Raw genomic sequence first — 23,555 nt, 5'->3', positions numbered from 1 at the left:
GCTACGGCTCGGGACCAACCCCGCGTGCGCGGGGACCACGGATCCGCTGTGACGTCGGCAAGGGTCAGCTCGGGACCAACCCCGCGTGCGCGGGGACCACAAGCTCAAGGACTACGCCGCGCAGGCGCGGAAGGGACCAACCCCGCGTGCGCGGGGACCACAAGCCCTGCACGGACGACCTCATCGTCAAGGCGGGACCAACCCCGCGTGCGCGGGGACCACTGGAGGTAGCCGTCGATGAGGCCGGTGGCGTAGGGACCAACCCCGCGTGCGCGGGGACCACCCACCGGACGGCTTGCCCGGGACGATGCTTGTGGGACCAACCCCGCGTGCGCGGGGACCACCTCTGCGAGTCCCGGAGTCCGGGAGTCACAGAGGGACCAACCCCGCGTGCGCGGGGACCACGGGCCGCGAAGGGTCTGGCCGGCGACGTGCCGGGGACCAACCCCGCGTGCGCGGGGACCACACCAGATGAGCCGTTGCGGTGGTCAGCTCTGCGGGACCAACCCCGCGTGCGCGGGGACCACCCCGCAACCGCCTCTGACCTGCGAGGTTGTAGGGGACCAACCCCGCGTGCGCGGGGACCACCGCGCGAGGAAAGCAACCCCCCGGCCGGGGAGGGGACCAACCCCGCGTGCGCGGGGACCACCTACAGCCACCTCGGCAGCCGGGGCATCACCCCGGGACCAACCCCGCGTGCGCGGGGACCACGCCTTGAACGTGATGTCTTCGCCGTCCTCGATGGGACCAACCCCGCGTGCGCGGGGACCACCGCTACGAGCCGCGGGGCGCGGCCCAGGACTTGGGACCAACCCCGCGTGCGCGGGGACCACGACCGGGTTCAGCGCCTTGAGGGTGAAGGCGAGGGACCAACCCCGCGTGCGCGGGGACCACATGCCGACCGGAGCGCCGCTACCGACTGGCCAGGGACCAACCCCGCGTGCGCGGGGACCACGGCGACCAGTCCGGTGACCAGTCCGGTGACCAGGGACCAACCCCGCGTGCGCGGGGACCACCATCTTTCTCAGGCGGGCTCCTCCGGCGCGAAGGGACCAACCCCGCGTGCGCGGGGACCACGGAGCGTTCGGGACCGACCAGCCGAGGGATACGGGACCAACCCCGCGTGCGCGGGGACCACGAGGGCATCCAGCGTTCTGCCGAACTTGCGGAGGGACCAACCCCGCGTGCGCGGGGACCACAGTGTGTCCACGCTGCGCCGATACCCGCTCCAGGGACCAACCCCGCGTGCGCGGGGACCACGAGGCGCAGCCCGGTCCCCAGTTCTCGATCAGGGGACCAACCCCGCGTGCGCGGGGACCACTCGACGTAGTGCGCGCCGGTCAAGGAGCTGATGGGACCAACCCCGCGTGCGCGGGGACCACCCGTAAAAGGCACCGTTGACGTCCATAAGAAAGGGACCAACCCCGCGTGCGCGGGGACCACAGCGGGCGTACGAGGCGCGTCGGCAGCGGGAGGGGACCAACCCCGCGTGCGCGGGGACCACTCCCCGGTGCTGCCAGGCGGGAGGGACGCCCCGGGACCAACCCCGCGTGCGCGGGGACCACCCGCCGCACTCGTTCTTGGCACACGCGGCGCAGGGACCAACCCCGCGTGCGCGGGGACCACAACAAGGCACGCACCGTGCGTGCCTACTTCCTGGGACCAACCCCGCGTGCGCGGGGACCACGACTGTCCCCGCTATCGATTGGTGGACGGCAGGGGACCAACCCCGCGTGCGCGGGGACCACATCCGCGCCGAACGGCGGCTGCAACGGCGGCGGGGACCAACCCCGCGTGCGCGGGGACCACCAGCTTCGGGGGCCGAAGCGGAGATCGTCCGCGGGACCAACCCCGCGTGCGCGGGGACCACAGTTGCTGACCTGCTGGCTTATGTGAGCAGGAGCCTGTTTTTACTTACTTCTTGAGATTCGGACATTTCGACGCACCCTGGCATGTCCGTCTTCCGGATCGGGCGAGGCCGGATCACACAAGGCCGCCGGCTACCGCGTCGACCATCGCGGAGAGGGCGTCGCGACCGAAGATCAATGCCGGGCCGTTCGGAACCTTGCTGTCGCGGACTGCGATGCTCTCGGCGTCGACGACCCCGCACTCCACGCAGTCGGACTGGGCAGCTGACTGCGACGACTTCCACCACGCTGCGGGGAGGGTGGAAGAGTCACGAACGGTGCGTGGTGCAGAAGTTGTGGTCATATCTGGTCCCTAATCTCAGTGATCAAATCTGCCGAGTCGGTTGCTGACAGCGCACTGGCGCCGAGGGTTTCGATGGCGTCCTGGTAGGCAGCTACGTTTTCTCTGCCCTCGACGTAGAGGGCCTGTGTCAGTGACTCGATGTGAACTACGTCGAGACTGGCGTGAGATCCGTAGCCAAGGATGGAGTACGCGCCGGTCTGGCCCACGTGCGGCGGGTGGCTGAGCGGCAGCACCTGGACTGTCACGTTTGGCCATCGGCCCGCTGCGAGGAGCCGGGTGAGCTGTTCCGACATGATCCGTGGGTCTTCGGTGCGGGTGCGCAGCGCAGCCTCGCCGATGATCGCTCGCAGGGTCAGTGGATCGTGCCGTGTGAGTACGGCTTGCCGGGTCAGGCGCACCTCAACCAGGGCGGTGACGCGATCCGCGATGGCGTCACCCATGGCGGTGGCTGAGATTATCTGCTTGGCGTACTCGCCGGTCTGGAGAAGACCCGGGATCATGACGGGCTGCCAGGTGCTGACCTGCTCTGCCTCGGACTCAAGGCTGATGAGGTCTTCGTAAGCAGGGCTGAGGACGCTGCGGTACGACTGCCACCACCCGCGGCGGGCGCCCTCGCGCGTGAGCCGGAGCAGCCCGGACCGCGTCTCTTCGTCGGTGATGCCACATGCATCGAGGATGAGCGCCACGTCCGCAGCTGTCGCTGCCGTCACGGCAGTCTCGATACGGCTGATCTTCGCGCCGTTGAGCTTGCCGCCTGAACGGGCCGCTACCTCGTCCTGCTTGAGGGCGAGTGATTCGCGAAGGGCCCGCAGCGTGCGGCCGAGCTGCCGCCGCCTCACTGTGGGTGCGCTCACGAATTCCGGTCCTCTCGCAGTGTGGTTGGGATCAGTCTGCCGCGACCTGTGGCGCTCTGTCACCTTCGCGCACCCCCTCCTACAGGCATTCTCTCCTGCATGTGTAAATTCTCATTTCACTCGTAAGATACTTGCAACTCTAGTCGCATGGCCTGCACTCTGATGTCGGAGTTCCATCGTTGCCGACGTGGGATCCAGGACCCGCGTCGGCCATACCTTGAGGGGTGCGTATGGGTTCACGCGCGTTACCGTCGGCTCGACTTTCCAGGGGGTCTGCCGTGCCCCCACAGGCGATCTATCTGTCCGTGCCGGAATCGGTGCGACCTGCCAGGCGGTACGTCCGAGAGGCAGCCGCCTACCAGGAACCGTCCATTCCTGATGACGCGCTCGACACGCTCGAACTGCTTGCCAGCGAGCTGGTGACCAACGCCGTGCGGTACGGGCAGGAGCCCGGCGACTCGTTGAAAGTGACTGTCGAAGCGTCACCAGGGCGGTGTCGGGTCGAGGTGCATGACACTCGCCGCAGGCAGCCGCGCGCTCGGCCGGTCTCGAACGAGCGTGCCCGGGGTCGGGGGCTGCATCTCGTTCAGGCCCTGGCCGCGCAGTGGGGCGTCGTGGAGCGGTCGTTCGGGAAGGTCGTGTGGGTGGTGGTCACATGGTGACGGAGGTCGGGCGGTGGCAGGTGGCCGACGACGAGGTGTTGCACCGGGCCGTTCTCGACCACACGGTGCTGTGCGACACGTGCAGTCGGGGCGGCCCGTGTTCGTACCTGAGGCGGCTGCGGGCGCTCGCACGCGTCGCGGCCCGAATCCGGGTGGCGGGAGCTGGTCCCGCGCTCGGGTGTGTGGGGAGGGGCTCGCCCCCCTGCCGGGGGCGGGATCAACGGCCCCGGACTGCGTGGCGGATGCGCATCCGTCTGCGGCGGGGGCGCGTGTGATTGTCGCCCGAGGGAACCTCGATAGGGCGCTTTGACAGGGCGACGGAAGCGGGGCGTCCCCGGAGTGGTCAAGACCCCGGGGGCGCCCTCCGCCCACACGGTAGTCGGTGCGCGGCGGGAAGGTGGCCGCACCATCCCCGTAACGCGCGAACGTCCTCCCGCTCTGCGTTTCCGCAGTTCGGGAGGACGTCGATGGCGGTAGCGGAGGGATTTGAACCCTCGGTGAGTCTCCCCACACTCGCTTTCGAGGCGAGCTCCTTCGGCCGCTCGGACACGCTACCGAGAGAGAGCTTAGACCATCCCGGGCCATGGAAAGAAATCGGTTCTCAGCGGATGCGGAAGAAGGCCGTCAGGAGGCTCGCGCACTCCTGCTCCAGGACGCCCTGGATGACCTCGGGGCGGTGGTTGAGCCGGCGGTCGCGTACGACGTCCCAGAGGGAGCCCGCGGCGCCCGCCTTCTCGTCGCGGGCGCCGTAGACCACCCGGTCCACGCGGGACTGCACCAGGGCGCCCGCGCACATCGTGCAGGGTTCCAGGGTGACGACCAGGGTGCATCCGGTCAGCCGCCACCGGCCGAGGGCCGCTGCGGCCCTGCGGACGGCGAGGATCTCGGCGTGGGCGGTCGGGTCGCCGGTCGCCTCGCGTTCGTTGTGGCCCGTGGCGAGCAGGGCGCCGTCCGGGCCGAGCACGACGGCGCCGACCGGCACATCGCCGGCCGCCGCCGCCAGGTCGGCCTCGGCCAGGGCGCGGCGCATGTGCGCCCGCCACGGGTCTCTCACGGGATCGTGCGGTGGTTCGCTCACCCGCGGACCCTAACGGACGGCCTCCAGGACCTCGGCCGCACCCAGCGCGTCCGCGATCTCCGCCATGGCGTCCGCGCGCAGCATCAGCAGTTCGGCCTCGGGGAGCCCGAGATCGGCCAGGATCCGGGTGTCGCCGAGCGGGCCGGCCGGTACGGCATCGTCGTCGAAGCCGTCGTCATCGTCGTCATCGTCGTCGTCGGTGTTGTCGTTGTCGGGGGTGGTGTCCGGGTCGTCGTCCTCCGTGTCGTCGAGACCGACGAGCTCTTCGAGGGCGGCGATCGTGTCCTCGGCCCCGGGTTCGCGGCCGAGCAGTTCGTCGGTGAGCAGGATCTCGCCGTACGAGGAGCGGGCGGCGGCGGTGCCGTCCGAGATGAAGATACGGGGGTCGTCCTCCCCGTCCACCCGGACGACGCCGAACCAGGCGTCCTCCTGTTCGATGAAGACGAGCACCGTGTCCTCGTCCACCGAGGCATGACGGGCCAGATCCGTCAGGTCGGACAGGGTCTCCACATCGTCGAGTTCCGTGTCGCTCGCTTCCCACCCGTCTTCGGTGCGCGCGAGCAGTGCGGCGAAGTACACCGTGACTCTCCCACTTGTCATAGGGGTGTCGGTCCGGCGGGAGGGCAGTCGGTGGTCCGGCTGCCCTGGGTCCCGCCCATCGGAATCGTGGCAGAAACAACGGCTCCACGAGAGGAGTTCGGCCGTTGCGTCGGCCATCAGTTCTCCTGGACGCCGCCACCAGAGGGATGCCGGGTGGCGTCCGGACTACCAGCGGAAGGTGCGCATGCGCATGGCCTGGCGCATCCGGGCCGCCCTCGCGCGGCGGGGCTGTACCCGGTCGCGGAGCGCCTTCGCCTCGTGGAGCTCGCGCAGGAACTGGGCGCGCCGCCTGCGGCGTGCCGCGTCGCTCTCCTCCGGGTCCTGCGGGACCTCCGCGTCCTGCGGGACCGGCTGGTCCCGCTTCCGCTTTTCGCCGTCCGGCATCGGCTCATCACCCCAAGGCTGGGTCCGTCTGCCCCCACCTTCCCCCCGAACATGCGGTTGATGCCAGCGCACGGGTGCGGGAGGCACGGTTACTGTTGAACCCATGCGGATCCACGTCGTCGACCACCCACTGGTCGCGCACAAGCTCACCACCCTGCGCGACAAGCGCACCGACTCCCCGACTTTCCGGCGGCTCGCCGACGAGCTGGTCACCCTGCTCGCGTACGAAGCCACCCGGGATGTGCGCACCGAACAGGTCGACATCGAGACCCCGGTCACACCGACGACCGGGGTGAAGCTGTCGCACCCGCGGCCGCTGGTCGTGCCGATCCTGCGGGCCGGTCTCGGCATGCTCGACGGCATGGTGCGGCTGCTGCCGACCGCCGAGGTCGGCTTCCTGGGCATGATCCGCAACGAGGAGACGCTCAAGGCGGAGACCTACGCCACCCGGATGCCGGAGGACCTCTCGGGCCGCCAGGTGTACGTCCTGGACCCGATGCTGGCCACCGGCGGCACGCTGGTCGCGGCCATACGGGAACTGATCGAGCGCGGTGCGGACGATGTCACCGCGGTCGTGCTGCTCGCGGCGCCCGAGGGCGTCGAGGTGATGGAGCGCGAGCTGGCCGGTACGCCGGTGACCGTCGTCACCGCCTCGGTCGACGAGCGGCTCAACGAGAACGGCTACATCGTCCCGGGCCTCGGTGACGCGGGCGACCGCATGTACGGCACGGTCGACTAGAGCGGAGAACCCGCACGTACGGCTGCCGGGACCGCCCCGGCAGCCGTCAGCAGGACGGGGCGGGAGCCGGCTTGGTCAGGGCGGCGAGGGCCGCGGCCGCCGCCTGGGGCGTGCTGAGCGCCTTGAACTTCGTACCGAGAATCAGATCGACGTCCGCCGTCCTGCGGGCGTCGGTCTTCGGAGTGGCCCCCGCCAACTGCGTTCCCAGGACCGGGAACGAGCCGTTCGTGGCCGACGGGGCGCCCAGCAGCACCCCGGGTCCGGGGACCTTCTTGTCGTACGCGGCCGGGGCGTTTCCCACCTTGCCGATGGTGAAGCCGCGCTTCTTCAGTTCGTCGGCGGCCTGCTTGGCGAGCCCGCTGCGCGGGGTCGCGTTGTAGACGTTGACGGTGATCTTCGCGGGCTTCGGCAGCACTCTCGCGGGCGCGGACGGCTTGGCGGAAGGGCAGTCCGTCTCGTGGTCGGCGGCGCTGGCCTTCCGGTCGCCGCCGGTGAAGACGTCGATGAGCTGCATCGTGCCCCATCCGGCCAGCCCGAGGGCGACCACGGAAGCGGTGGCAGCGAGGATCAGTTTGCCGCGACGCCGGGGGCGGCGCATCCGCGGGTACTTGTCGCCTGTGATGCGGTACTTTCCGCCCATGCCGGGGGGAGTGAGCATGCTCATGGGCGCAGCGTAGTGCGACCCGGTGATGCTGCCTACTAAATGATCAATGGATCGCACCCGTCCGGGTGCGAAAGCACCCGAACGAACCCCGGAGCGCCCGTGGGGCTCGCGGGGTCACGTCGGTCCTGCCGGTCCCGCGGGACCGGGAGTCCGCGGCTCCGTGGACGGAACCCGCTTCGGTCAGCCGAGTTCGAGCACGCGGGCGTGCAGTACCTGGCGCTGCTGAAGTGCGGCGCGGACCGCGCGGTGCAGTCCGTCCTCCAGGTAGAGGTCGCCCTGCCACTTCACGACGTGCGCGAACAGGTCACCGTAGAACGTCGAATCCTCGGCGAGGAGGGTTTCGAGGTCCAGGTTGCCCTTGGTGGTCACCAGCTGATCGAGGCGGACCGGGCGCGGCGCGACATCCGCCCACTGCCGGGTGCTTTCCCGGCCGTGGTCGGGATAAGGCCGCCCATTTCCGATGCGCTTGAAGATCACACGGAAAGCCTACCGGGCAAGAGCCTCCGGGCGCAGCCACGGGGCCGACTGCAATGTCGGCGAGAACGCCACAAATGCAGGCATTTCGGAACATGGTCCCCGATCAGTGACAGCCCGAGTGACAGCACGGGTGACGGCCCGAGCGCCGGATTGACCGACAGCTCGACCGACAGCGGCAGTACGGGCGGTGGCACGGGCGGCAGTGCGGGCGGCGTGCGGACGGTGGTGCTCTGCCGGAGCCGCTGAGCGAGGACGGCGCGCCGACGCCGGCCGCCGCGCCCCGGCTGCGGGCGCCGCAGTCGCTGATGGCCCCCTGCCCTGCGGCGGATCTCGACGCGGCGGTGAAGGGCTCGTCGCTGTACGGGCGTTGCGCACAGGCCGTGGACCGGGAGTCGGCGTACGAGAAGCTGAGCGCCGGTCAGGACGTGAAGCGGCGGCCCGCCGACGGCGGGCGGGGCCGGGGCGGAGCGGTACTGCTCGGGGGTGCTACCGCTCTGCCGCGCGCTTGGCCGCCTTGGCCGCCTGCTTCGCGTGCTGCTTGAACGCGCGGACCTCGGCGAGCGATTCCGGGCCCGTGATGTCGGCGACCGAGCGGTGCGAGCCGGCCTCGCCGTACGGTCCCGCCGCCTCGCGCCAGCCCGTCGGCCGGACCCCGTACTGCTTGCCCAGCAGCGCCAGGAAGATCTGTGCCTTCTGGGTGCCGAACCCGGGCAGCGCGTTCAGCCGTTTCCGCAGCTCGGCCCCGTTGGAGACATCGGTCCACACCGCGCTCGCGTCGCCGTCGTACTGCGCCACCAGGTACTGGCACAGCTGCTGGACCCGCTTGGCCATGGAACCGGGATAGCGGTGCAGGGCGGGCTTCGCGGTGAACAGCCCGGTGAACGCCTCCGGGTCGTAGGCGGCGATCTCATGGGCGTCCAGGTCGTCCCCGCCCATCCGCTGCGCCAGGGTGTACGGGCCGGAGAAGGCCCACTCCATCGGCACCTGCTGGTCCAGCAGCATGCCCACCAGCGCGGCGAGCGGGCTGCGCCCGAGGAGCTCGTCCGCCTTCGGCTCCTGGGCGATCCGCACGGTGACGGGCTGGTCCTCGTTGCTCTCGGTCATGCCTTTGATCATCCCGACGGCGGTGCGGCCCGGCCACTCCAGGCCCGCCTGTGCAGCCGTTTGCCGTACGGACGGACCGGCTGCCCGAAGGGGCAGGACCGGCTGCCCCCGGCCGGCGGGGTCCGGGCTGGACGGGGCAGTGAGGCGTCGTGAAGGTGGAGTGGTGAGGCCATCACGACGCGCCTTCGACCGGGGCGCGGGCAGGGGAGATGACGATGCACGCACAGGAATGGGACCAGGAGCACGACCACGAGCGGGATCACGGACACGGGCATGAGCACGATGAGCCCGTACACGCGGCGAGAGCGTCCGAGGGCCGGGAGCCGGCGGACACCCCGCACCTCTTCCGGGCGGCGGCCGCCGGGCGGGCCGATGTGGTCGGGGCCGGCGGCATGAGCGTGCTCCAGCGGGCGGTCGGCAACAGCGCGGTGGGGGCGATGCTCCAGCGCAAGGAGGAGGAAGAGCGCTCCCCCGTGCACGATGTGGTCTCGTCGGGCGGAGGGCAGCCCCTGGACACCGACACCCGGGCCGATATGGAGGGGCGGATGGGCGCGGACTTCTCCGACGTACGCATCCACACGGACTCCGCCGCCCACGAGTCCGCGAAGGGCGTGGGCGCCCACGCGTACACGGTCGGCAACAACGTGGTCTTCCAGCGGGACGCCTACGATCCGTCCTCGCCGCAGGGCCGCACCACGCTGGCCCATGAGCTGACCCATGTGATCCAGCAGCGCAACGGCCCGGTCGAGGGTACGGAGGCGCCGGGCGGGATCCGGGTCAGCGACCCCTCCGACCGGTTCGAGCGGGAGGCCGTCGCGAACGCCGACCGGGTGCTCGCGGACCCGGCTCCCGCTCCGGCTCCCGTGTCGGATTCGGCACCGGCCCCGGCTCCGGCGGCGTCCGTGCAGCGGGCCGCGACGGAGGACGAGGACGAGCAGCCGGCCGATGTGCAGGGCTCCTTCGTACAGCGGGCGGAGGCGGGTGCCGAGGAGGAGGAAGAGGCTCCGGCCGAGTGACGGGGCCCGCGGCGGACGGTGCCTTCGGTGGGACACCTCGCGGGCCGTCCGCCGCTCGTGCCGGTCGCGTCAGTCCGCCGTGTCCGTCTTCATCGTGCCGCCGAGGAACAGCGACTCCGAGCACCGCGAAGGCGTGGGCGCGTTCACCGGCTTGCCCACCTTCCGGCAGTCGACGGTCATCGTGACCTTGCCCCCGGCGGGCACCAGGATCGGCGTGACGAAGTGGTAGTCGGAGTCGCGGAAGTTCTCCAGCGCCAGCCGGAGCACGGGCGCGCCCCGGCCCGAGGAGACCACGACCGTGCCCGCGTCGCCCTGCGGGTTCTGGACGACGATGTCGGTCAGCTGGAAGGTGTGCCCGGCGGGCACCTGGAGGGCCGTCGAGGTGTTCGATCCTCCGCCCACCGAGTCCTTGACCTGCACCTGCGCACTGGTCGGGGCCGCGGCGCCCGCGTCGGAGGAGGTACCGGCGCTCGGTGAGGGGCTCGGCTTCGGCGAGCCGCCGTTCGCCCCGGAGGAGTCGCCACCGCCCGAACTCGCGCCGCCCGAGCTCGCGCCGGCCGAGGATCCCTTGTCGGGGGCCTTGCTCTTGTCGGCCGCGGCGGCGGACCGTACCGCGTCCGGTGTGATCGCCTCGCGGGCCGCCGACTTCACGGCCGGGCGCAGCAGCGCGTACCAGAGCCCCACCAGCGCGATGAGCAGCACGGCCGCGGTGATCAGCGCCCGGGGGAGCCAGCGCGGCAGGATCGGCTCCTGCTGGTACGAGCCGTCCACGACCACCGGTGCGACCGGGGTCTGGTCCTCGGCCACGTCCGGGGTGGCGGTCAGCTGGAAGGGGTGCGTGACCGGGATGCCGCGCCACACCCGCTTGGCCGGCCGGATCCGCACCTTCCCGAACTCCGCCCGGCCGGGCGCGATCTGCAGGGTGTCCGCCGCGAACGAGACCCGCGCCCGCTCCGTACCCGACCGGGCTCCCAGTCGTACGGTGACCGGGGCGTTCCCCCGGTTGTCGACGGCGAGTTGATGCCTGCCGCGCCAGGCGCCGTGCGAGCTGCGCGGCACGAGCTCGGCGGTCGTCTCGGTGAAGGGCAGCACGGTCACCCGCCCCTCGGGCACCACCGTGTCGCCCTGCTCGCTGGTGGGCACCACCCGTATCCCGAAGGGCGTGTCCCCCGCGAGTACGGTCGAGTCCCGGGGCGGTCGCAGCATGAGCGAGACCGTCTGCGAATCGCCCGGATACAGGGACAGCGTCGCCGGCTCGACCGTCGACCAGGCGGCACAGGCGCCGACCACCTCGAAGCGGTACTCCTCGACGGTGCTGCCGGAGTTGAGGATCCGCAGGGGGAGGGCCGTCTCCTCGCCCGGTGCGGCGGTGACGGACGAATCGTCGAGGCTTGCCGTGAGACTCATACGGCGCACCGTAGGTTCGCCGTCGAAGGTCGACATCGGCCGTGAAGGAACACTTCCGGGCAGATTCTGTGCCCGGATCGGCTTTTCTGTTTCCCTGTAAGGAAACACGGGCATCTTTTGACCGCCTCAGACGAGTGAGGCATACGAAAACAGCCGTGTTGGTTGTGATCGACGTGATGCCATCGGCTGTTGCCCAGGGGGAGCATTGCCATGGAGCGCATCACTGTCGCACTACGGGCCCAGGATCCGATCTCGCAAGCGGGTGTGGCCAGTCAGTTACGCACCCGGCCCGAAGTCAGCGTGACGGAGTGGGGGGAGGGCGACGACTCCCCTCAGATCGTGGTCGTCGTCGTGGACACGGTCGACGAGGCGGTGTTGACGATGCTGCGTCACATCCAGCGCACCAGCACCTCGCGCATCGTCCTGGTCACCACGGACATCGACGAGCAGAAGCTGGTGAGCGCCGCGGAGTGCGGTGTCGCCGGTGTGGTCAGGCGCTCCGAATCGACTCCGGAGCACCTGGTGCAGGTCATCGGAACGGTGGCGCGGGGCGAGGGCCATCTCCCTTCCGACCTGCTGGGAAGGCTCCTTGAGGAGGTGGGCCGCCTCCAGGGACAGGTGCTCGGCCCCCGAGGGCTGCACTTCACCGGTCTCGCGGCGCGCGAGGTGGATGTGCTGCGGCTGGTCGCGGAGGGGTACGACACCGCGGACATCGCGACGAAGCTGGCCTACTCCGAGCGCACGATCAAGAACGTGCTCCATTCGGTGATGACCCGGCTGCAGCTGCGGAACCGGTCGCATGCGGTGGCGTACGCGATGCGGCAGGGGCTGATCTGATCCTGCCCGCACGGGGGTGCGCGGACGGGCGTGCGTACGGCGCTGTCGTGCGCGGCCCATGTGCGTACGGCACTTCGGTGGATCCTCGGCTGCACTTTCGGGCAGCGGGGCCTTCCCGGGGGTGTGACTCCCGTACCGCTGTGCGTCCGCCGCCGGTGCAGGACCCTGACGTCCGGTGTGCCGATCGACGTCCGGTGTGCCGATCGGGCGAGGGTGGGGGAGGACTTCCGTGCGCTGGTTCCAGCCGCTTCAGCGGGCGCTGCGGGTGCCGTGGTCGCGGCGGAGCGGATCGATCCGGACCCGACGCACACCGGGGTTCCGGCCGTCCGCCTCGCGCCGCACCCTCGCCGTACTCCGCGTCCCGGCCCTCGCGCTGCTCCTCGTGGCCACCGGCATCGCGCCCGGGTCGGCGGTCACCACCAGTGCGCCGGCAGTGGCGGTGCCCGAACCCTGGGTCACTCCCGCCGAGTTCACCGACGCGGTCGACCCGGGCGGCTCCACGGGCGTGGACAAGCAGGTCCGTACGCCCGCCATCCCGCCGAGGCCGGACGTGATCCTGCTGGTGGACGGCACGGGCAGCATGGACCTCCCGATCCGGCGGGTGCGGGAGCGGATCCCCCAGATCACGAAGGCGATCCGCGACGAGCAGGCGGATTCGCGTTTCGCCGTGGCCACCTTCGGCGACCAGCAGGTGGACCCCGACGCGGGCTTCAAGGTGCTGCAAGGGCTGACCTACGACCTGGGCGAGGTGCAGACGGGCGTCGACCAGCTCAAGGCCGAGATGGGCGAGTACAGCATCGGCCCGCCCGAGGACTGGATCTATGCCCTGTGGAAGCTGGCCAATGGCGGTGACGGAAAGACCGTGTTCCGCCCCGACTCCAGCCCCGTCATCGTGCTCGTCGGCGACGCGTCCAGCCACGAGCCCAGCAACTACAAGTACTACTTGAATGATGCCGAGGTCGCCCTTCAGGACGCGGGAGTGCGGCTGATCGCGGTCGGCCTGACCAGTGACAAGGGAGACGGCCTCAACGGCAACGGTCAGATTCCCGACTACCCCAATGACAAGAAGCACGATCCGGACCAGGCCCTGCGACTGGCGAACGCCACCAACGGCCGGATGATCGAAGGCATCGAGGGCGATGACGTCGTGGACGCCATCATCGAGGGCTTCCGCAACTTGCCCACCAATGTGAGTTACCGCCTGGACAACTGTGATCCGCATCTGTCCGTCGGCCTCGACCCACCCACCCGGCAGCTCACCAGCGGGGACACGGCGCACTTCGCCGAGAACATCGACGTCTCCGCGGACGCGCCCCAGGGCACCCGGCTGAGCTGCACCGTCCAGTTCCTGATGGGCACCCAGGTCCCGGGCGCGGAAACGATCGGGCCGGCCGCGGCGGCCGATCCCGACTTCCAGGAACAGATCAACATCGATGTGAACGACATCGACGCGCCCGTCGTCACCGTGGACGATCTGACCGTCCGGGCCAAGGACAAGAAGGGCGCCCGCGTGACGTACGCCGCCACCGCCCAGGACGCCACCGACGGCACGCTCCCGGTGACCTGCACCCCTGCCTCCGGATCGCTCTTCCCGGTCGGCCGCACCACGGTGACCTGCTCGGCGACCGACTCGGCGGGCAACACGGGGACGGACACGGCGGAGATCGAGGTCCTGGAGGCCCCCGTACCGCCCTCGGCGGATGTGGCGATGAAGGTCGACGTCAGCCCGGACCGCACATACACCGGCCGCCCGGCCCGTGCGCGATTCGTCGTCACCAACGCCGGTCCGGACCCGGCGACCGGCGTGGTCATCGGTTCCGCCTGGCCGGAACCGTCCAAGGGGAGGGACCGCAGCCTGCCCGCCCTGACCCGCTGCACGGCGGCGAAACCGTGCACCATCCCGGCCGGTGGCCGCATCGAGGTGACCCAGACGGCGACGTACCGCGCGGCGGTCACCGGGGACGTACGGGCCACCGTGCGCGGCACGCTGCCGGACCGCCGCAAGGCCGACAACCGGGACACCGACCGGCTGCGCGTCCTGAAACCCTCGCTGACCGTCACCCCACAGGTCGCCAAGCCGGGCCAGCCGGTGCTGGCCCGCGGCAAGGACTACCCGCCGGGCGCGACCGTACGTTTCACGTGGAACACCGGCATCACCCCCGGGGGAGCGACCGCATCGGTGGGCCGCGACGGCACCTTCGAGGTGCAGGTCCTGGTCCTGCGCAAGGACAAGCTGGGCCCGCGCGAGCTGAGGGCGGACTCGCATGACCTCGACCGGCTGAAGAAACCGGTCCTGGTGGTGCAGCGAAATCTCCAGCCACCGGACTTCGCGGGCCGCGCATGAGCGCCGGTGACCGCAGGGGAGTGATCAGGTGATCCACGAGGTCGACGACGTACTGCGGGCGCTGATCAGGGCGGAGGTGCTCGGAGGCGGCCAGATCGCGGTGGTCTTCGACGCCCCGACCCGGGAATGGGCGGCGAAGGTCAACGCACCCATGGTCAACCTGTACCTCTACGACATCCGCGAGGACATGCGCAGGCGCGAGCGGGGTCTGCACAACGACTACGACGAGCGCGGCACGATCGTCGCGCGCCGCCGCCCGCCCCGGTTCTTCAAGCTGTCGTACCTGATCACCGCTTGGACGAAGCGCCCGGAGGACGAGCACCGGCTGCTCTCCTCGCTGCTCGGCTGTCTGCTGCGTTACGAGGCGCTGCCGCCGGAGCGGCTGGCGGGCACCCTGGCCGAGATCGGGGCGCCCGTACCGATGTCGATCGCGCTGCCGCCGCCGGAGGACCGCTCGTTCGCCGATGTATGGAGCGCGCTGGGCGGGGAGTTGAAACCCTCGCTCGACCTGGTCGTCAGCGTGCCGGTGACGGCGTCGCCGAGCTATGTGGTCGGGCCGCCGGTCGGGGACGAGGGGCTGCAGACCCGCTTCGGGGACGTGCCCGAAGGCCCCGAGCCGGTGTCGGAACCGACGCCAGGCCGGGGGGGCCTCCCGGTGTACGGAGGGCGGCCGGGGCGGCCGGAGCGTCCGGGGCGTCCGGGCGGGGGAGCCGTCTCGCGCACCCCCGACGCGGAACGGCGGCGCGGTCTGTCCCTGCGCATCACGGAGACCCGGAAGGCCCGGAACACTCGCGCGGAAACCCGGGAGCCGCGGGACGCTCGCACGGAAACCCGGAAGGCCCGTACGGAGGACAGTGCCGAATGACCACCGCGGGTGATCCGAACCTGCGCCATCTCCTCGCCCGCGCGGTGGCCGTGGAGCAGCGCATCCGGCGGGCGGTCGAGGCCCGGCAGCTCACCGATCCGGACCCGGACGACGCCTTCCGAGGTCTCTACCTCACGGACGAGAACATCGCCCGTCTGCTGGACGAGACCGAGGCCCGCGCCTTCCCGTACCCCGTGCCGGACCGGGGTGAGGCGCCGGCGGAACGGTCCAGGCTGACGTCCCTGGCGGGCGAGTTCGGCCTCACCGACCTCGACGTCGAGATCCTCCTCATCTCGCTCGTACCGGATCTCGACGACCGCTTCGAGGCGTTCTACGGCTACCTGAACGACGATGTCACCCGTCGTCGTCCGTCCATCGGGCTGGCTCTGGGGTTGTGCGGGCTGTCCCCCGCCGACCAGGCGGCGCGCGGCCGGCTGTCGGCCCGTGCCCCGCTCCGCGAGGGCCGCCTCCTCCTGGTCGAGGACCTGGACCGGCCGTTCCTGACCCGGGCGCTGCGCGTCCCCGACCGGGTCACCGCGCACCTGCTGGGCGACGACACCCCCGACCCCCGGCTGACCGACCTCCTCGCCCCCTGGCACGCCGTACCGGGCGTCGGCGACCCGGCCCCGCTCGCCGGGGCGCTCGCCCACGGTGCCTCGCTGGCCTACCTCCGCGAGGACCAGGGCGGCGCGGGCACGGCCCTCGCGGCCTCCGCGCTGACCCGTGCGGGCCACCGGGTCCTGGGCCTGGACCTGGCGCGGCTGGCCGAGGACCCTTCCCCGACCGAGGCGGTCCGCTCCCTGGTCCGCGAGGCCCGGCTGACCGGCGCGGGCGTGGTCTGCGCCCCGCTCGACGCGGTCTCCCGCGAGCACCCGGAGCTCCTGCGGCTGCTCACCGGCACCCCGGTCCCCACGATCCTGGTGGGCCGGGCCCCCTGGGACGCGTCCTGGTCCGCCGCCCCGCCCCTGCTCCTGCACGCCCCACGCGTGGAACCCGCCACCAGAGCGGCCCTCTGGACCGACGCGTACGACGCCCCCGTCCCCGAGTCCATCGACGTCGACCGGCTGCTCTCGCCGTTCCTCCTCACCCCGGAACAGATCACCCGGGCCGCCCGGGGAGCCGCCCAGACCACCCACCTGGACGGCGGCACCCTCACCCCCGACCACGTCCGCCAGGGCGCCCGCGCCCAGAACGCGGCGGGCCTGGACCGCCTGGCCCGCCGCATCGAACCCACCGTCACCTGGAACGACCTGGTCCTCCCGCCCGACACCCACGCCCAGCTCCGTGAACTCACCGCCCGCGCGAGGCATCGCGACCGGGTCCTGGGGGAGTGGGGCATGCGCCCCGGCGGCGGCCGGGGACGGGGTGTATCCGCCCTCTTCGCCGGCGACTCGGGAACCGGCAAGACGATGTCGGCGGAGGTCATCGCCGCGGACCTGGGCCTGGACCTCTACACGGTCGACCTGGCGACGGTGATCGACAAGTACGTGGGCGAGACGGAGAAGAACCTGGAACGCATCTTCTCGGAGGCGGCGGGCGTGAACGGAGTCCTTCTCTTCGACGAGGCGGACGCGATCTTCGGCAAGCGCTCCGACGTGAAGGACGCCCACGACCGCTACGCGAACGTCGAGAGCGCGTACCTCCTCCAGCGCATGGAGTCCTTCGACGGCCTGGCCATCCTCGCCACCAACCTCCGGGCCAACCTGGACGACGCGTTCACCCGCCGTCTGGACCTCGTCATCGACTTCCCGGTCCCGGACCCCGAACAGCGCCTCGTCCTCTGGGAGCGCTGCCTGGGACCCGTACTGCCTCGGGGCAAGGACCTGGACCTCGCCTTCTGCGCGGAGAACTTCGAGCTGGCGGGCGGCAACATCCGCTCGATCGCGGTGACGTCCGCGTATCTGGCGGCGGACACGGGCGAGCCGGTGACGATGCCGACGCTGATCCACGCGGTCCAGCGCGAATACCAGAAGCTGGGCCGGCTGACCCTGGCGTCGGAGTTCGGCCCGTATCTGGAACTTCTGGCGTGAGGTGGCGCTGCCGGTGTGAGGCGGCGCTGCTGCGGCGACCTGGTGTTACCGGTGTGATGTGGGGCGTCGGTGTGATGTGGTGCCGCCGGCGCTGCCCGGGGTCGCCGATGCGAGGCGTGCCGCTCGGGAGGTGAGGTGGCGGCGTTCTGGCGCGCTGGTGGTATGCCGGGCGGCCTCGCGATAGTCCGCCGCCGCAGCGGCGTACCGGCCGAGCAGCTCCAGGAGGTGGGCCCTGGTGGCGAGCAGCCGATGATGGTGCGCCATGTGTTTGACGGGCTCCAGGGTGGCGAGCAGATCGAGTCCGGCGGCGGGACCGTGCACCATGGCGACGGCGACCGCGCGGTTGAGGGTGACCATCGGGTTGGGTGCGAGGCGCTCCAGCAGTTCGTACAGGGCGAGGATCTGCGGCCAGTCCGTGGCGTCGACATGCCCGGCCTCGGCGTGGACGGCGGCGATGGCGGCCTGGAGCTGGTACGGGCCGAGCTGCCCCCGCGGCAGGGTTTGGCTGATCAGCTCGATCCCCTCGGCGACGAGCCGGTGGTCCCACCGGCCGCGGTCCTGTTCCGCCAGCGGTACCAGCTCGCTGTCCGGGCCGATGCGGGCGGGGCGGCGCGCATCGGTGAGCAACATCAGTGCCAGCAGCCCGGCCGTCTCCGTGTCCTCGGGCAGCAGGCGGTGCAGCAGCCGGGCGAGCCGGATCGCCTCGGCCGACAGGGCGGGTGCGGTCAGGTCGGCGCCGTCCGTGGTGGTGTACCCCTCGTTGAAGATCAGATACAGCACGTGCAGGACCTCGCCCAGGCGCTCGGCCCGGTCCGCCGCCTCCGGCATGCGCAGCGGTGTGCCGGAGGTCTTGACGGTCTGCTTGGCCCGGCTGATGCGCTGGGCCATGGTCGACTCCGGCACCAGGAAGGCCGCCGCGACCTGAGCGGTGGTCAGGCCGCCGACCGCGCGCAGTGTCAGGGCGATCCGGCTCGGCGCGGACAACGCCGGGTGGCAGCAGAGGAACAGAAGCGCGAGGGAGTCGTCCCGGTCGGCCTCCGGCTCGGCGTCGGCGGCCCGGCTGAACAGTTCCGCCTGTGGGGTGGCCAGGGCCATACGGTGCTCACGGTTACGCCGGGCCTGCTCACTGCGCACCTGGTCCACCAGCTTGCGCGAGGCGACGGTGACCAGCCAGCCCCTCGGATTGTCCGGCGTCCCCTCGGCGGGCCACTGGAGCGCCGCGGCGAGCAAGGACTCCTGTACGGCGTCCTCACACGCGTCGAAGGCGTCGTACCGGCGGAGCAGCGCGCCGAGGACCTGCGGCGCCAGCTCGCGCAGCAGGTCCTCGACGCCGGGAGCCACGCTCACATGTCCGCCGCGGACTCGTGCAGGATGGGCCACAGCTCGACCGGTTCCACATCGGCGAAGGGCATGTCCGCGGCGATCTGCTGGGCGCGCTCCTCGCTCTCGCAGTCCAGCAGGTAGAAGCTGGCGATGTACTCCTTGGTCTCCAGGTACGGTCCGTCGGTGACCGCCGGGACGCCGTCCTTGCGGCGTACGAGCTGGACGTTGGCCGCGTCCGCCAGGCCGTAGGCGCCGATGAGCTCCCCGCTCTCCCGGTACTTCTTGTTGAACGCCTCCTGCTTGGCGATCGCCTCCGGCCAGGCCTCGGCCGGGAAGGAGTCCCACTTGGCCTGGTTCCCGTAGATCATCGCGACGTACTTCATCTTGGGTGTCCTCTCGGTCCCGCGCGCCCCGTCGGCGCGCTGTCACCCTTCAGTCGGTGCCGCGAGCGGGCGCTCGACATCGGACGACAACTTATTTCGATTTTCTTCCGCACGTCTTCCGCACGTTCTCCGCACCGCAAAAATGATCACCTGCCCCGGCCCGGTCTCGCGGCTCCGTCTCCCGACCCCGTCTCTCCGCCCGGTACTCAGCCTGGTCCGCCGTCCGGTCCCTTGCGCGGGATGGGAGTTGGCGCGACCGTGGTCTGTGGGACGGCCGGTGACCGACCGGCCCACCCCACTCGCTGATGGGAGCCGGTGTGACCGCTTTATCTGTTCTGCCCCACGAACTGCACGGCGAAGGCCCGCACAAGGTGATCGCGGTGCATGGCTGGCTCGCCGACCGCTCCGCGTACGCCCCCGTGCTGCAGGACCTCGATCTCGGCTCGTTCCAGTACGCGGTGGTGGACCTGCGGGGCTACGGCGAGGCGCGGGACGCGGGCGGCTCGTACACCACGGCCGAGGGGGCCGAGGACGTGCTCGCACTGGCCGACCGGCTCGGCTGGGAGCGGTTCTCGCTGATCGGCCACTCGATGGGTGGCTCCGTCATCCAGCGCACACTGGCTGCCGCGCCGGAGCGGGTGCGCAGAATCGTGGGGGTGTCGCCGGTCCCCGCATCCGGTCTCCCGCTCCCGCCCGAGCAGTGGGAACTCTTCGCCGGGGCGGCGCACACTCCGCAGAACCGTCGCGTCATCCTCGACACCACCACTGGAGGCCGGCGCCCGGCGGGCTGGCTGGACCGCATGGTGCGCCGCTCGGTCGACTGCAGCGACGCCAAGGCGTTCCGGGCCTGGCTGGACTCCTGGGCGGGCGAGGACTTCCACGACCGGATCGAGGGCTCGTCCGTACCGGCCCTCGCCGTCGTGGGCGCGCTGGACCCGGCCCTCTCCGCCGAGTTGCAGCGCGCCACCTGGATGCGCTGGTTCCCCCGGGCCGAACTGGTGGAGCTGCCGTCGTGCGGCCACTACGCGATGGACGAGACCCCGCTCGACCTGATCCGCGTGATGGAGGACTTCCTGCGGGCGGACGCGGAGGCATGAGCGGTCCCGCCCCCGCCGAAATGCCCGTACCGGACATCTTCGACCCGAGGCTGTACGGGCAGGGCATCCCCCACGACCTCTACCGCCACCTGCGCGACCACCACCCCGTGGCGTGGCAGGAGGAGCCGGAGGTGCTCGGCTGGCCGGCGGGCCCCGGCTTCTGGGCGGTCACCCGGCACGAGGACGTGGTCCGGGTCCTGAAGGACTCCGCGACGTACTCCTCGTACCTGGGCGCCACCCAGATCCGCGACCCGGACCCCGCCGACCTCCCGTTCATCCGCCGCATGATGCTCAACCAGGACCCACCGCACCACCGACGCCTGCGCGTACTCGTCAGCCGTGCCTTCACCCCGAAGCGCATCGACCGTTTCACCGTGACCGTCCGCGAACGCGCCCGCTCCCTGCTCACCCGCGCGGTCGCCGAGGCGCGGGCCGGCGACGGCACCTGCGACGTCGTCACCCAGGTCACCGACGACTACGCCCTGCTCAACCTCACCGACCTGCTCGGCGTACCGGACACCGACCGCGCGCTCCTCCTCCACTGGACGCAGCGCGTCATCGGCTACCAGGACCCCGACGAGGCCGGAACACCGGAACTGGGCGCGGACGGCAAACCGCTCAACCCCCGTTCCCCCTCCGCCCTGCGCGACATGTTCGCCTACGCCCACGCCCTGGCTGCCCACAAGCGCCGCCACCCCGCCGACGACGTGATGACGTCCTTGGCCACGGACCCCGAACTGACCGCCCCCGAACTGGAGATGTTCTTCTTCCTGCTGGTGGTGGCCGGCAACGACACCGTACGCAGCGCGGCCCCCGGCGGCCTGCACCTCCTGGCGGAGCACCCAGACGCGTACCGCAGCCTGTGCGACGGCGAGGTGGGTTTCGCGACCGCCGTCGACGAACTCCTCCGCCGCCACCCCCCGGTCCTCACCTTCCGCCGCACGGCCACCCGGGACACGGAGCTGGCCGGCACCCGTATCCGCGCCGGCGACAAGGTGGTCGTCTTCCACGCCTCCGCCAACCACGACGAACGCGTCTTCCCCGCCCCGTTCACCCTGGACCTCGCCCGCACCCCGAACCCCCACGTCTCCTTCGGCGACGGCCCGCACGTCTGCCTGGGCGCGCACTTCGCCCGACTGCAACTGCGGGTGCTGTACGAGGAAACGTGCCGCGCACTACCGGCATCGCTCGAACCTGCGGGTTCACCGAGGCGCCTGGTGTCGAATTTCATCAATGGGATGAAGTCGCTACGAGTGCGGGTGCCGAATGCTTGAGGGCAATTGCCTGGTGGGTTCTGTCTGCGTTGCACGGCGTCACAGGGCCGGTTCCCGTTCAGGGTCTGCTGGGATCATTCCCCGGTTGATGAGGGCACGGTAGCCCCCGTGCCGGTCAGTGGAGGACTCCACGAAGTCTGCTTCCACCGCGAACAACGGCACTACCCGCAGCAAACCGACATCGGTGACTGGCGCGGGGAAACGGAAGCCGTAGACCGAATCCCAGTCGATGAGCATGACCATCGAGAACCGTGGGAACAGCGGGAGTGAGACATTCGTTAGGATCTGTCCGTCACGGAAAGGGAGGCCGTTCTCCAGCGGTACCGAAGCCAATTCGGCTAGTGCCTTGGCCAAGGCCATGGCAGAGACTTCGTCCAGTTTTCCCATGACTTCCATGGCCAGTTCGCACGGGAAATCAGCGCAGAGCACCTCTGAGCCGAATCCGGCAGTCCCCAGCAGCGTCAGGTCGTCCGCCGGGTCCAGCTGTTCGATTTCGTCCGGAAGATAGACCACCACGGCGGCCTCGCCGGCGTGTGGCCCCGTGCGGGAGAGCCGCAACGTACGAGTCGGTGGGTCATACAACTCCGTGTATGCCGCGAGGACCGAAGGGATGAATTCTTGACTGTCCTCAACTGTGTTCCCACCACGATTCGTGACTTCCGCGTTCCTTGCTTGGCAGCTCGTATCGCTCGGCCGATGATCCGCTTGCCGCCGACTCATCCTCGTGCTCGGGCCCGTGGTAGCTGGACGGTCGCTGGTTCCAGGCACGATTTTCCTCCCGGGTCTGTTTGTGTCCCGTTCTGTTCCAGTGGCCCGACGCTCCCGGCGAGGCATGCCCGAGAATTGCCTTCGGGAACAGGAAGTCCGAATATCTTGCGGGGTTCACGACGCTCTGATAATGGGCGTGTTGCTGGTGATATGCGGCGTTCGTCTTCTCGCTCGGCGTCGCGAGTTTGAAGGATCCTCCTGAGCCGATACTTCCGAGCAGCCCCTTGCTCAGAATTTCGAGTCCAGCGGCTGAGCTCTTGCTTGGGTTTACATACCCATACTTGTGTCGGTTATTCGGGTTGGTCTCGCGCCACTCGGCGACTGCCGGATCGAAAGTGTTCTGACCCAGTGGATCGCTTCCGTGGGACTGCACGCGGAAGATGGCCCCCTTGTCGACCCAGGTTTGAACCGCTCTTTCCGCTGTCCGCTTCGATACGCCCAGAAAATCGCTCAAGGCGCGAGTGGTGAACGGGCTCGACTTGAAATTGTTCTTGGCCTTCTGGAGGCGTTCGTCCAAGCCGTGGCCGAGGCGGTCCTGTACTGCGGCAATCGAACTGCGTAGATCCTCCTGAGTCGTCGCTATTTCATCGCGTATCCTGTCGAGAACCGTGATTGCTGCCCCAGCCTTTGACTTGGTCTCATATTCGGTAAGAGCGGCTTTCAGAGAATTCAGATCGCTCTGCACCTTGGCGATCTTCCCGGCCGTGTCCGCGTCGTTCGGCTGGTCCTTCTTCGCCTGCTCCCGGTAACTCTCGATTGCTGCGTCGACTGGATGCGGTCTGCTGGCGATCATCGGCACATAGTGCTGACCGGTTTGAGTGATCCACAAGCGATGGGATTCGGTGCGCACGGTCCATGTGAGGTTTTTTCCGACCGGCCCTAATTTCTTCCTGTCGTCCGTCGGTGCTTTCGTGTCCTTCTTCTCGCCGTTACTGGCGGTGGAATTTCGTATTTTTCTCCACAGATTCTTTCCTGCTTTGACGATGAGTCCGACTATTTTGTCGATGGCGCGGTTGACGGGGCGGGACACGGAGTGGAACACGCTCTTTACCTTGTTGGCGAGGCTTCCGATGCCCAGTAGCGAGGCGAGGAAGCCGATGAGAAGGGGGATGCTGGCCGCCAGGGCGGTCTCGATGAGTTTAGGGACTCCGGCGGTGCCGCCGTTGGCGATGGCGATGACGGCGTCGAGGACGGCGTTGACGAACTCCACTATCTGGGCGCCCTGGTTCACGATGAACGTGACGATGTCGATGATTCCCTTGACCGCGCGGACGAACGCGGAGGCGGGGTTGAGGAGGGAGATGATCCAGGTGATCCCGGCGATGATGACGGTGGGGATCAGGTAGCTGGTGAGTTTCTCCAGGATGGTGGCCTTGAGGTCGCCGGCCTCGGCCTCGATTTCCTTGACGGCGCCCGCGGGGCCCTCGGTGGCGAGTTT

Annotated in this window: 21 protein-coding genes, 1 tRNA gene, 2 pseudogenes and 1 CRISPR repeat array (1 of these 25 running past the window's edge); of the genes and pseudogenes, 10 read left to right on the top strand and 14 right to left on the bottom strand. The window is 70.1% G+C overall.

Annotated elements, in window-relative coordinates:
- Positions 1 to 1,870: a CRISPR direct-repeat array (repeat unit 29 nt; unit sequence GGGACCAACCCCGCGTGCGCGGGGACCAC); it reaches 112 nt to the left of the window's first position.
- 113 nt (positions 1,871 to 1,983) lie between these two features.
- Both IE107_RS24475 and IE107_RS24470 read right to left on the bottom strand, forming a co-directional pair.
- Positions 1,984 to 2,211 carry a DUF397 domain-containing protein gene (locus IE107_RS24475; protein ID WP_189546306.1) on the bottom strand — a complete coding sequence of 76 codons (228 nt, stop codon included), beginning with the start codon at positions 2,209 to 2,211 and terminating at the stop codon, positions 1,984 to 1,986.
- Positions 2,208 to 3,065: a helix-turn-helix domain-containing protein gene (locus IE107_RS24470; RefSeq protein WP_189546305.1), complete on the bottom strand. Its 858-nt coding sequence runs from the start codon at positions 3,063 to 3,065 to the stop codon at positions 2,208 to 2,210. Before IE107_RS24470 ends, IE107_RS24475 begins: the two co-directional genes overlap by 4 nt.
- A gap of 278 nt (positions 3,066 to 3,343) precedes the next feature.
- Here IE107_RS24470 and IE107_RS24465 point away from each other — a divergent pair, with 278 nt between their 5' ends.
- A complete protein-coding gene (locus IE107_RS24465; protein WP_229867210.1) occupies positions 3,344 to 3,727 on the top strand; it encodes an ATP-binding protein in 384 nt (127 codons plus the stop codon).
- A gap of 468 nt (positions 3,728 to 4,195) precedes the next feature.
- Here IE107_RS24465 and IE107_RS24460 read toward each other — a convergent pair.
- From IE107_RS24460 to IE107_RS24445, 4 genes are all read right to left on the bottom strand, one after another.
- A tRNA-Ser gene (locus tag IE107_RS24460) sits at positions 4,196 to 4,283 on the bottom strand.
- Between the two features lie 45 nt (positions 4,284 to 4,328).
- Complete coding sequence (gene tadA / locus IE107_RS24455) at positions 4,329 to 4,757, bottom strand: tRNA adenosine(34) deaminase TadA (protein WP_189546472.1); 429 nt, start codon at positions 4,755 to 4,757, stop codon at positions 4,329 to 4,331.
- A 57-nt stretch (positions 4,758 to 4,814) separates the two neighbouring features.
- Positions 4,815 to 5,384, bottom strand: a complete 570-nt coding sequence (locus tag IE107_RS24450) for a tRNA adenosine deaminase-associated protein (RefSeq protein WP_189546471.1) — start codon at positions 5,382 to 5,384, stop codon at positions 4,815 to 4,817.
- 186 nt (positions 5,385 to 5,570) lie between these two features.
- Complete coding sequence (locus tag IE107_RS24445) at positions 5,571 to 5,789, bottom strand: hypothetical protein (RefSeq protein WP_189546301.1); 219 nt, start codon at positions 5,787 to 5,789, stop codon at positions 5,571 to 5,573.
- Between the two features lie 103 nt (positions 5,790 to 5,892).
- On the opposite strand from IE107_RS24445, the gene upp reads away from it, so the two are divergent.
- The gene (gene upp / locus IE107_RS24440; RefSeq protein WP_189546299.1) at positions 5,893 to 6,528 is read left to right on the top strand and encodes a uracil phosphoribosyltransferase; all 636 of its coding nucleotides are present in this window, start codon (positions 5,893 to 5,895) and stop codon (positions 6,526 to 6,528) included.
- Positions 6,529 to 6,574: 46 nt separating this feature from the next.
- Here upp and IE107_RS24435 read toward each other — a convergent pair whose 3' ends face one another.
- Both IE107_RS24435 and IE107_RS24430 read right to left on the bottom strand, forming a co-directional pair.
- Positions 6,575 to 7,168, bottom strand: coding sequence for a LytR C-terminal domain-containing protein (locus tag IE107_RS24435; protein WP_189546470.1), 594 nt, complete (start codon positions 7,166 to 7,168; stop codon positions 6,575 to 6,577).
- 204 nt (positions 7,169 to 7,372) lie between these two features.
- The gene (locus IE107_RS24430; protein WP_072488263.1) at positions 7,373 to 7,669 is read right to left on the bottom strand and encodes a type II toxin-antitoxin system VapB family antitoxin; all 297 of its coding nucleotides are present in this window, start codon (positions 7,667 to 7,669) and stop codon (positions 7,373 to 7,375) included.
- Between the two features lie 236 nt (positions 7,670 to 7,905).
- Between IE107_RS24430 and IE107_RS35255 the strand changes: the two are divergent.
- A pseudogene (locus IE107_RS35255) lies at positions 7,906 to 8,091 on the top strand (helicase HerA-like domain-containing protein); the annotation flags it as partial.
- Between the two features lie 64 nt (positions 8,092 to 8,155).
- On the opposite strand, the gene IE107_RS24420 reads toward IE107_RS35255, so the two are convergent.
- The gene (locus IE107_RS24420; RefSeq protein WP_189546297.1) at positions 8,156 to 8,773 is read right to left on the bottom strand and encodes an HhH-GPD-type base excision DNA repair protein; all 618 of its coding nucleotides are present in this window, start codon (positions 8,771 to 8,773) and stop codon (positions 8,156 to 8,158) included.
- A gap of 209 nt (positions 8,774 to 8,982) precedes the next feature.
- On the opposite strand from IE107_RS24420, the gene IE107_RS24415 reads away from it, so the two are divergent.
- Positions 8,983 to 9,789: an eCIS core domain-containing protein gene (locus tag IE107_RS24415; protein WP_189546296.1), complete on the top strand. Its 807-nt coding sequence runs from the start codon at positions 8,983 to 8,985 to the stop codon at positions 9,787 to 9,789.
- 69 nt (positions 9,790 to 9,858) lie between these two features.
- Here the strand turns inward: IE107_RS24415 and IE107_RS24410 are convergent, their stop codons facing one another.
- Entirely contained in the window at positions 9,859 to 11,196 is a 1,338-nt protein-coding gene (locus IE107_RS24410) for a COG1470 family protein (RefSeq protein WP_189546294.1), read from the bottom strand.
- A gap of 210 nt (positions 11,197 to 11,406) precedes the next feature.
- Between IE107_RS24410 and IE107_RS24405 the strand changes: the two genes are divergently transcribed.
- The 4 genes from IE107_RS24405 to IE107_RS24390 all read left to right on the top strand — a co-directional run bounded on the left by IE107_RS24405 (position 11,407) and on the right by IE107_RS24390 (position 17,272).
- Positions 11,407 to 12,033: a response regulator transcription factor gene (locus IE107_RS24405; protein WP_189546292.1), complete on the top strand. Its 627-nt coding sequence runs from the start codon at positions 11,407 to 11,409 to the stop codon at positions 12,031 to 12,033.
- A 229-nt stretch (positions 12,034 to 12,262) separates the two neighbouring features.
- Positions 12,263 to 14,377 carry an HYR domain-containing protein gene (locus IE107_RS24400; RefSeq protein WP_229867208.1) on the top strand — a complete coding sequence of 705 codons (2,115 nt, stop codon included), beginning with the start codon at positions 12,263 to 12,265 and terminating at the stop codon, positions 14,375 to 14,377.
- A 28-nt stretch (positions 14,378 to 14,405) separates the two neighbouring features.
- Positions 14,406 to 15,242, top strand: coding sequence for a Pvc16 family protein (locus IE107_RS24395; RefSeq protein WP_189546290.1), 837 nt, complete (start codon positions 14,406 to 14,408; stop codon positions 15,240 to 15,242).
- Positions 15,239 to 17,272, top strand: a complete 2,034-nt coding sequence (locus tag IE107_RS24390) for an ATP-binding protein (RefSeq protein ID WP_189546288.1) — start codon at positions 15,239 to 15,241, stop codon at positions 17,270 to 17,272. The genes IE107_RS24395 and IE107_RS24390 overlap by 4 nt, the downstream gene beginning before the upstream one ends.
- A 45-nt stretch (positions 17,273 to 17,317) precedes the next feature.
- On the opposite strand, the gene IE107_RS24385 is transcribed toward IE107_RS24390, so the two are convergent.
- Entirely contained in the window at positions 17,318 to 18,613 is a 1,296-nt protein-coding gene (locus IE107_RS24385) for an RNA polymerase sigma factor (RefSeq protein WP_229867207.1), read from the bottom strand.
- Between the two features lie 2 nt (positions 18,614 to 18,615).
- Entirely contained in the window at positions 18,616 to 18,978 is a 363-nt protein-coding gene (locus tag IE107_RS24380; protein WP_189546284.1) for a YciI family protein, read from the bottom strand.
- 305 nt (positions 18,979 to 19,283) lie between these two features.
- Between IE107_RS24380 and IE107_RS24375 the strand changes: the two genes are divergently transcribed.
- A complete protein-coding gene (locus IE107_RS24375) occupies positions 19,284 to 20,075 on the top strand; it encodes an alpha/beta fold hydrolase (protein WP_189546281.1) in 792 nt (263 codons plus the stop codon).
- Entirely contained in the window at positions 20,072 to 21,349 is a 1,278-nt protein-coding gene (locus tag IE107_RS24370; protein WP_189546280.1) for a cytochrome P450, read from the top strand. The genes IE107_RS24375 and IE107_RS24370 overlap by 4 nt, the downstream gene beginning before the upstream one ends.
- Positions 21,350 to 21,388: 39 nt before the next feature.
- On the opposite strand, the gene IE107_RS24365 is transcribed toward IE107_RS24370, so the two are convergent.
- Positions 21,389 to 21,865 carry a suppressor of fused domain protein gene (locus IE107_RS24365; RefSeq protein ID WP_189546278.1) on the bottom strand — a complete coding sequence of 159 codons (477 nt, stop codon included), beginning with the start codon at positions 21,863 to 21,865 and terminating at the stop codon, positions 21,389 to 21,391.
- Between the two features lie 112 nt (positions 21,866 to 21,977).
- Positions 21,978 to 23,555, bottom strand: a pseudogene (locus IE107_RS35250) (hypothetical protein); the annotation flags it as partial.

Source organism: Streptomyces gelaticus, assembly GCF_014649535.1.
Lineage (GTDB): Bacteria > Actinomycetota > Actinomycetes > Streptomycetales > Streptomycetaceae > Streptomyces > Streptomyces gelaticus.
The sequence above is the reverse complement of the archived record's forward strand: the minus strand, read 5'-3'. Positions and strand labels throughout refer to the sequence as shown.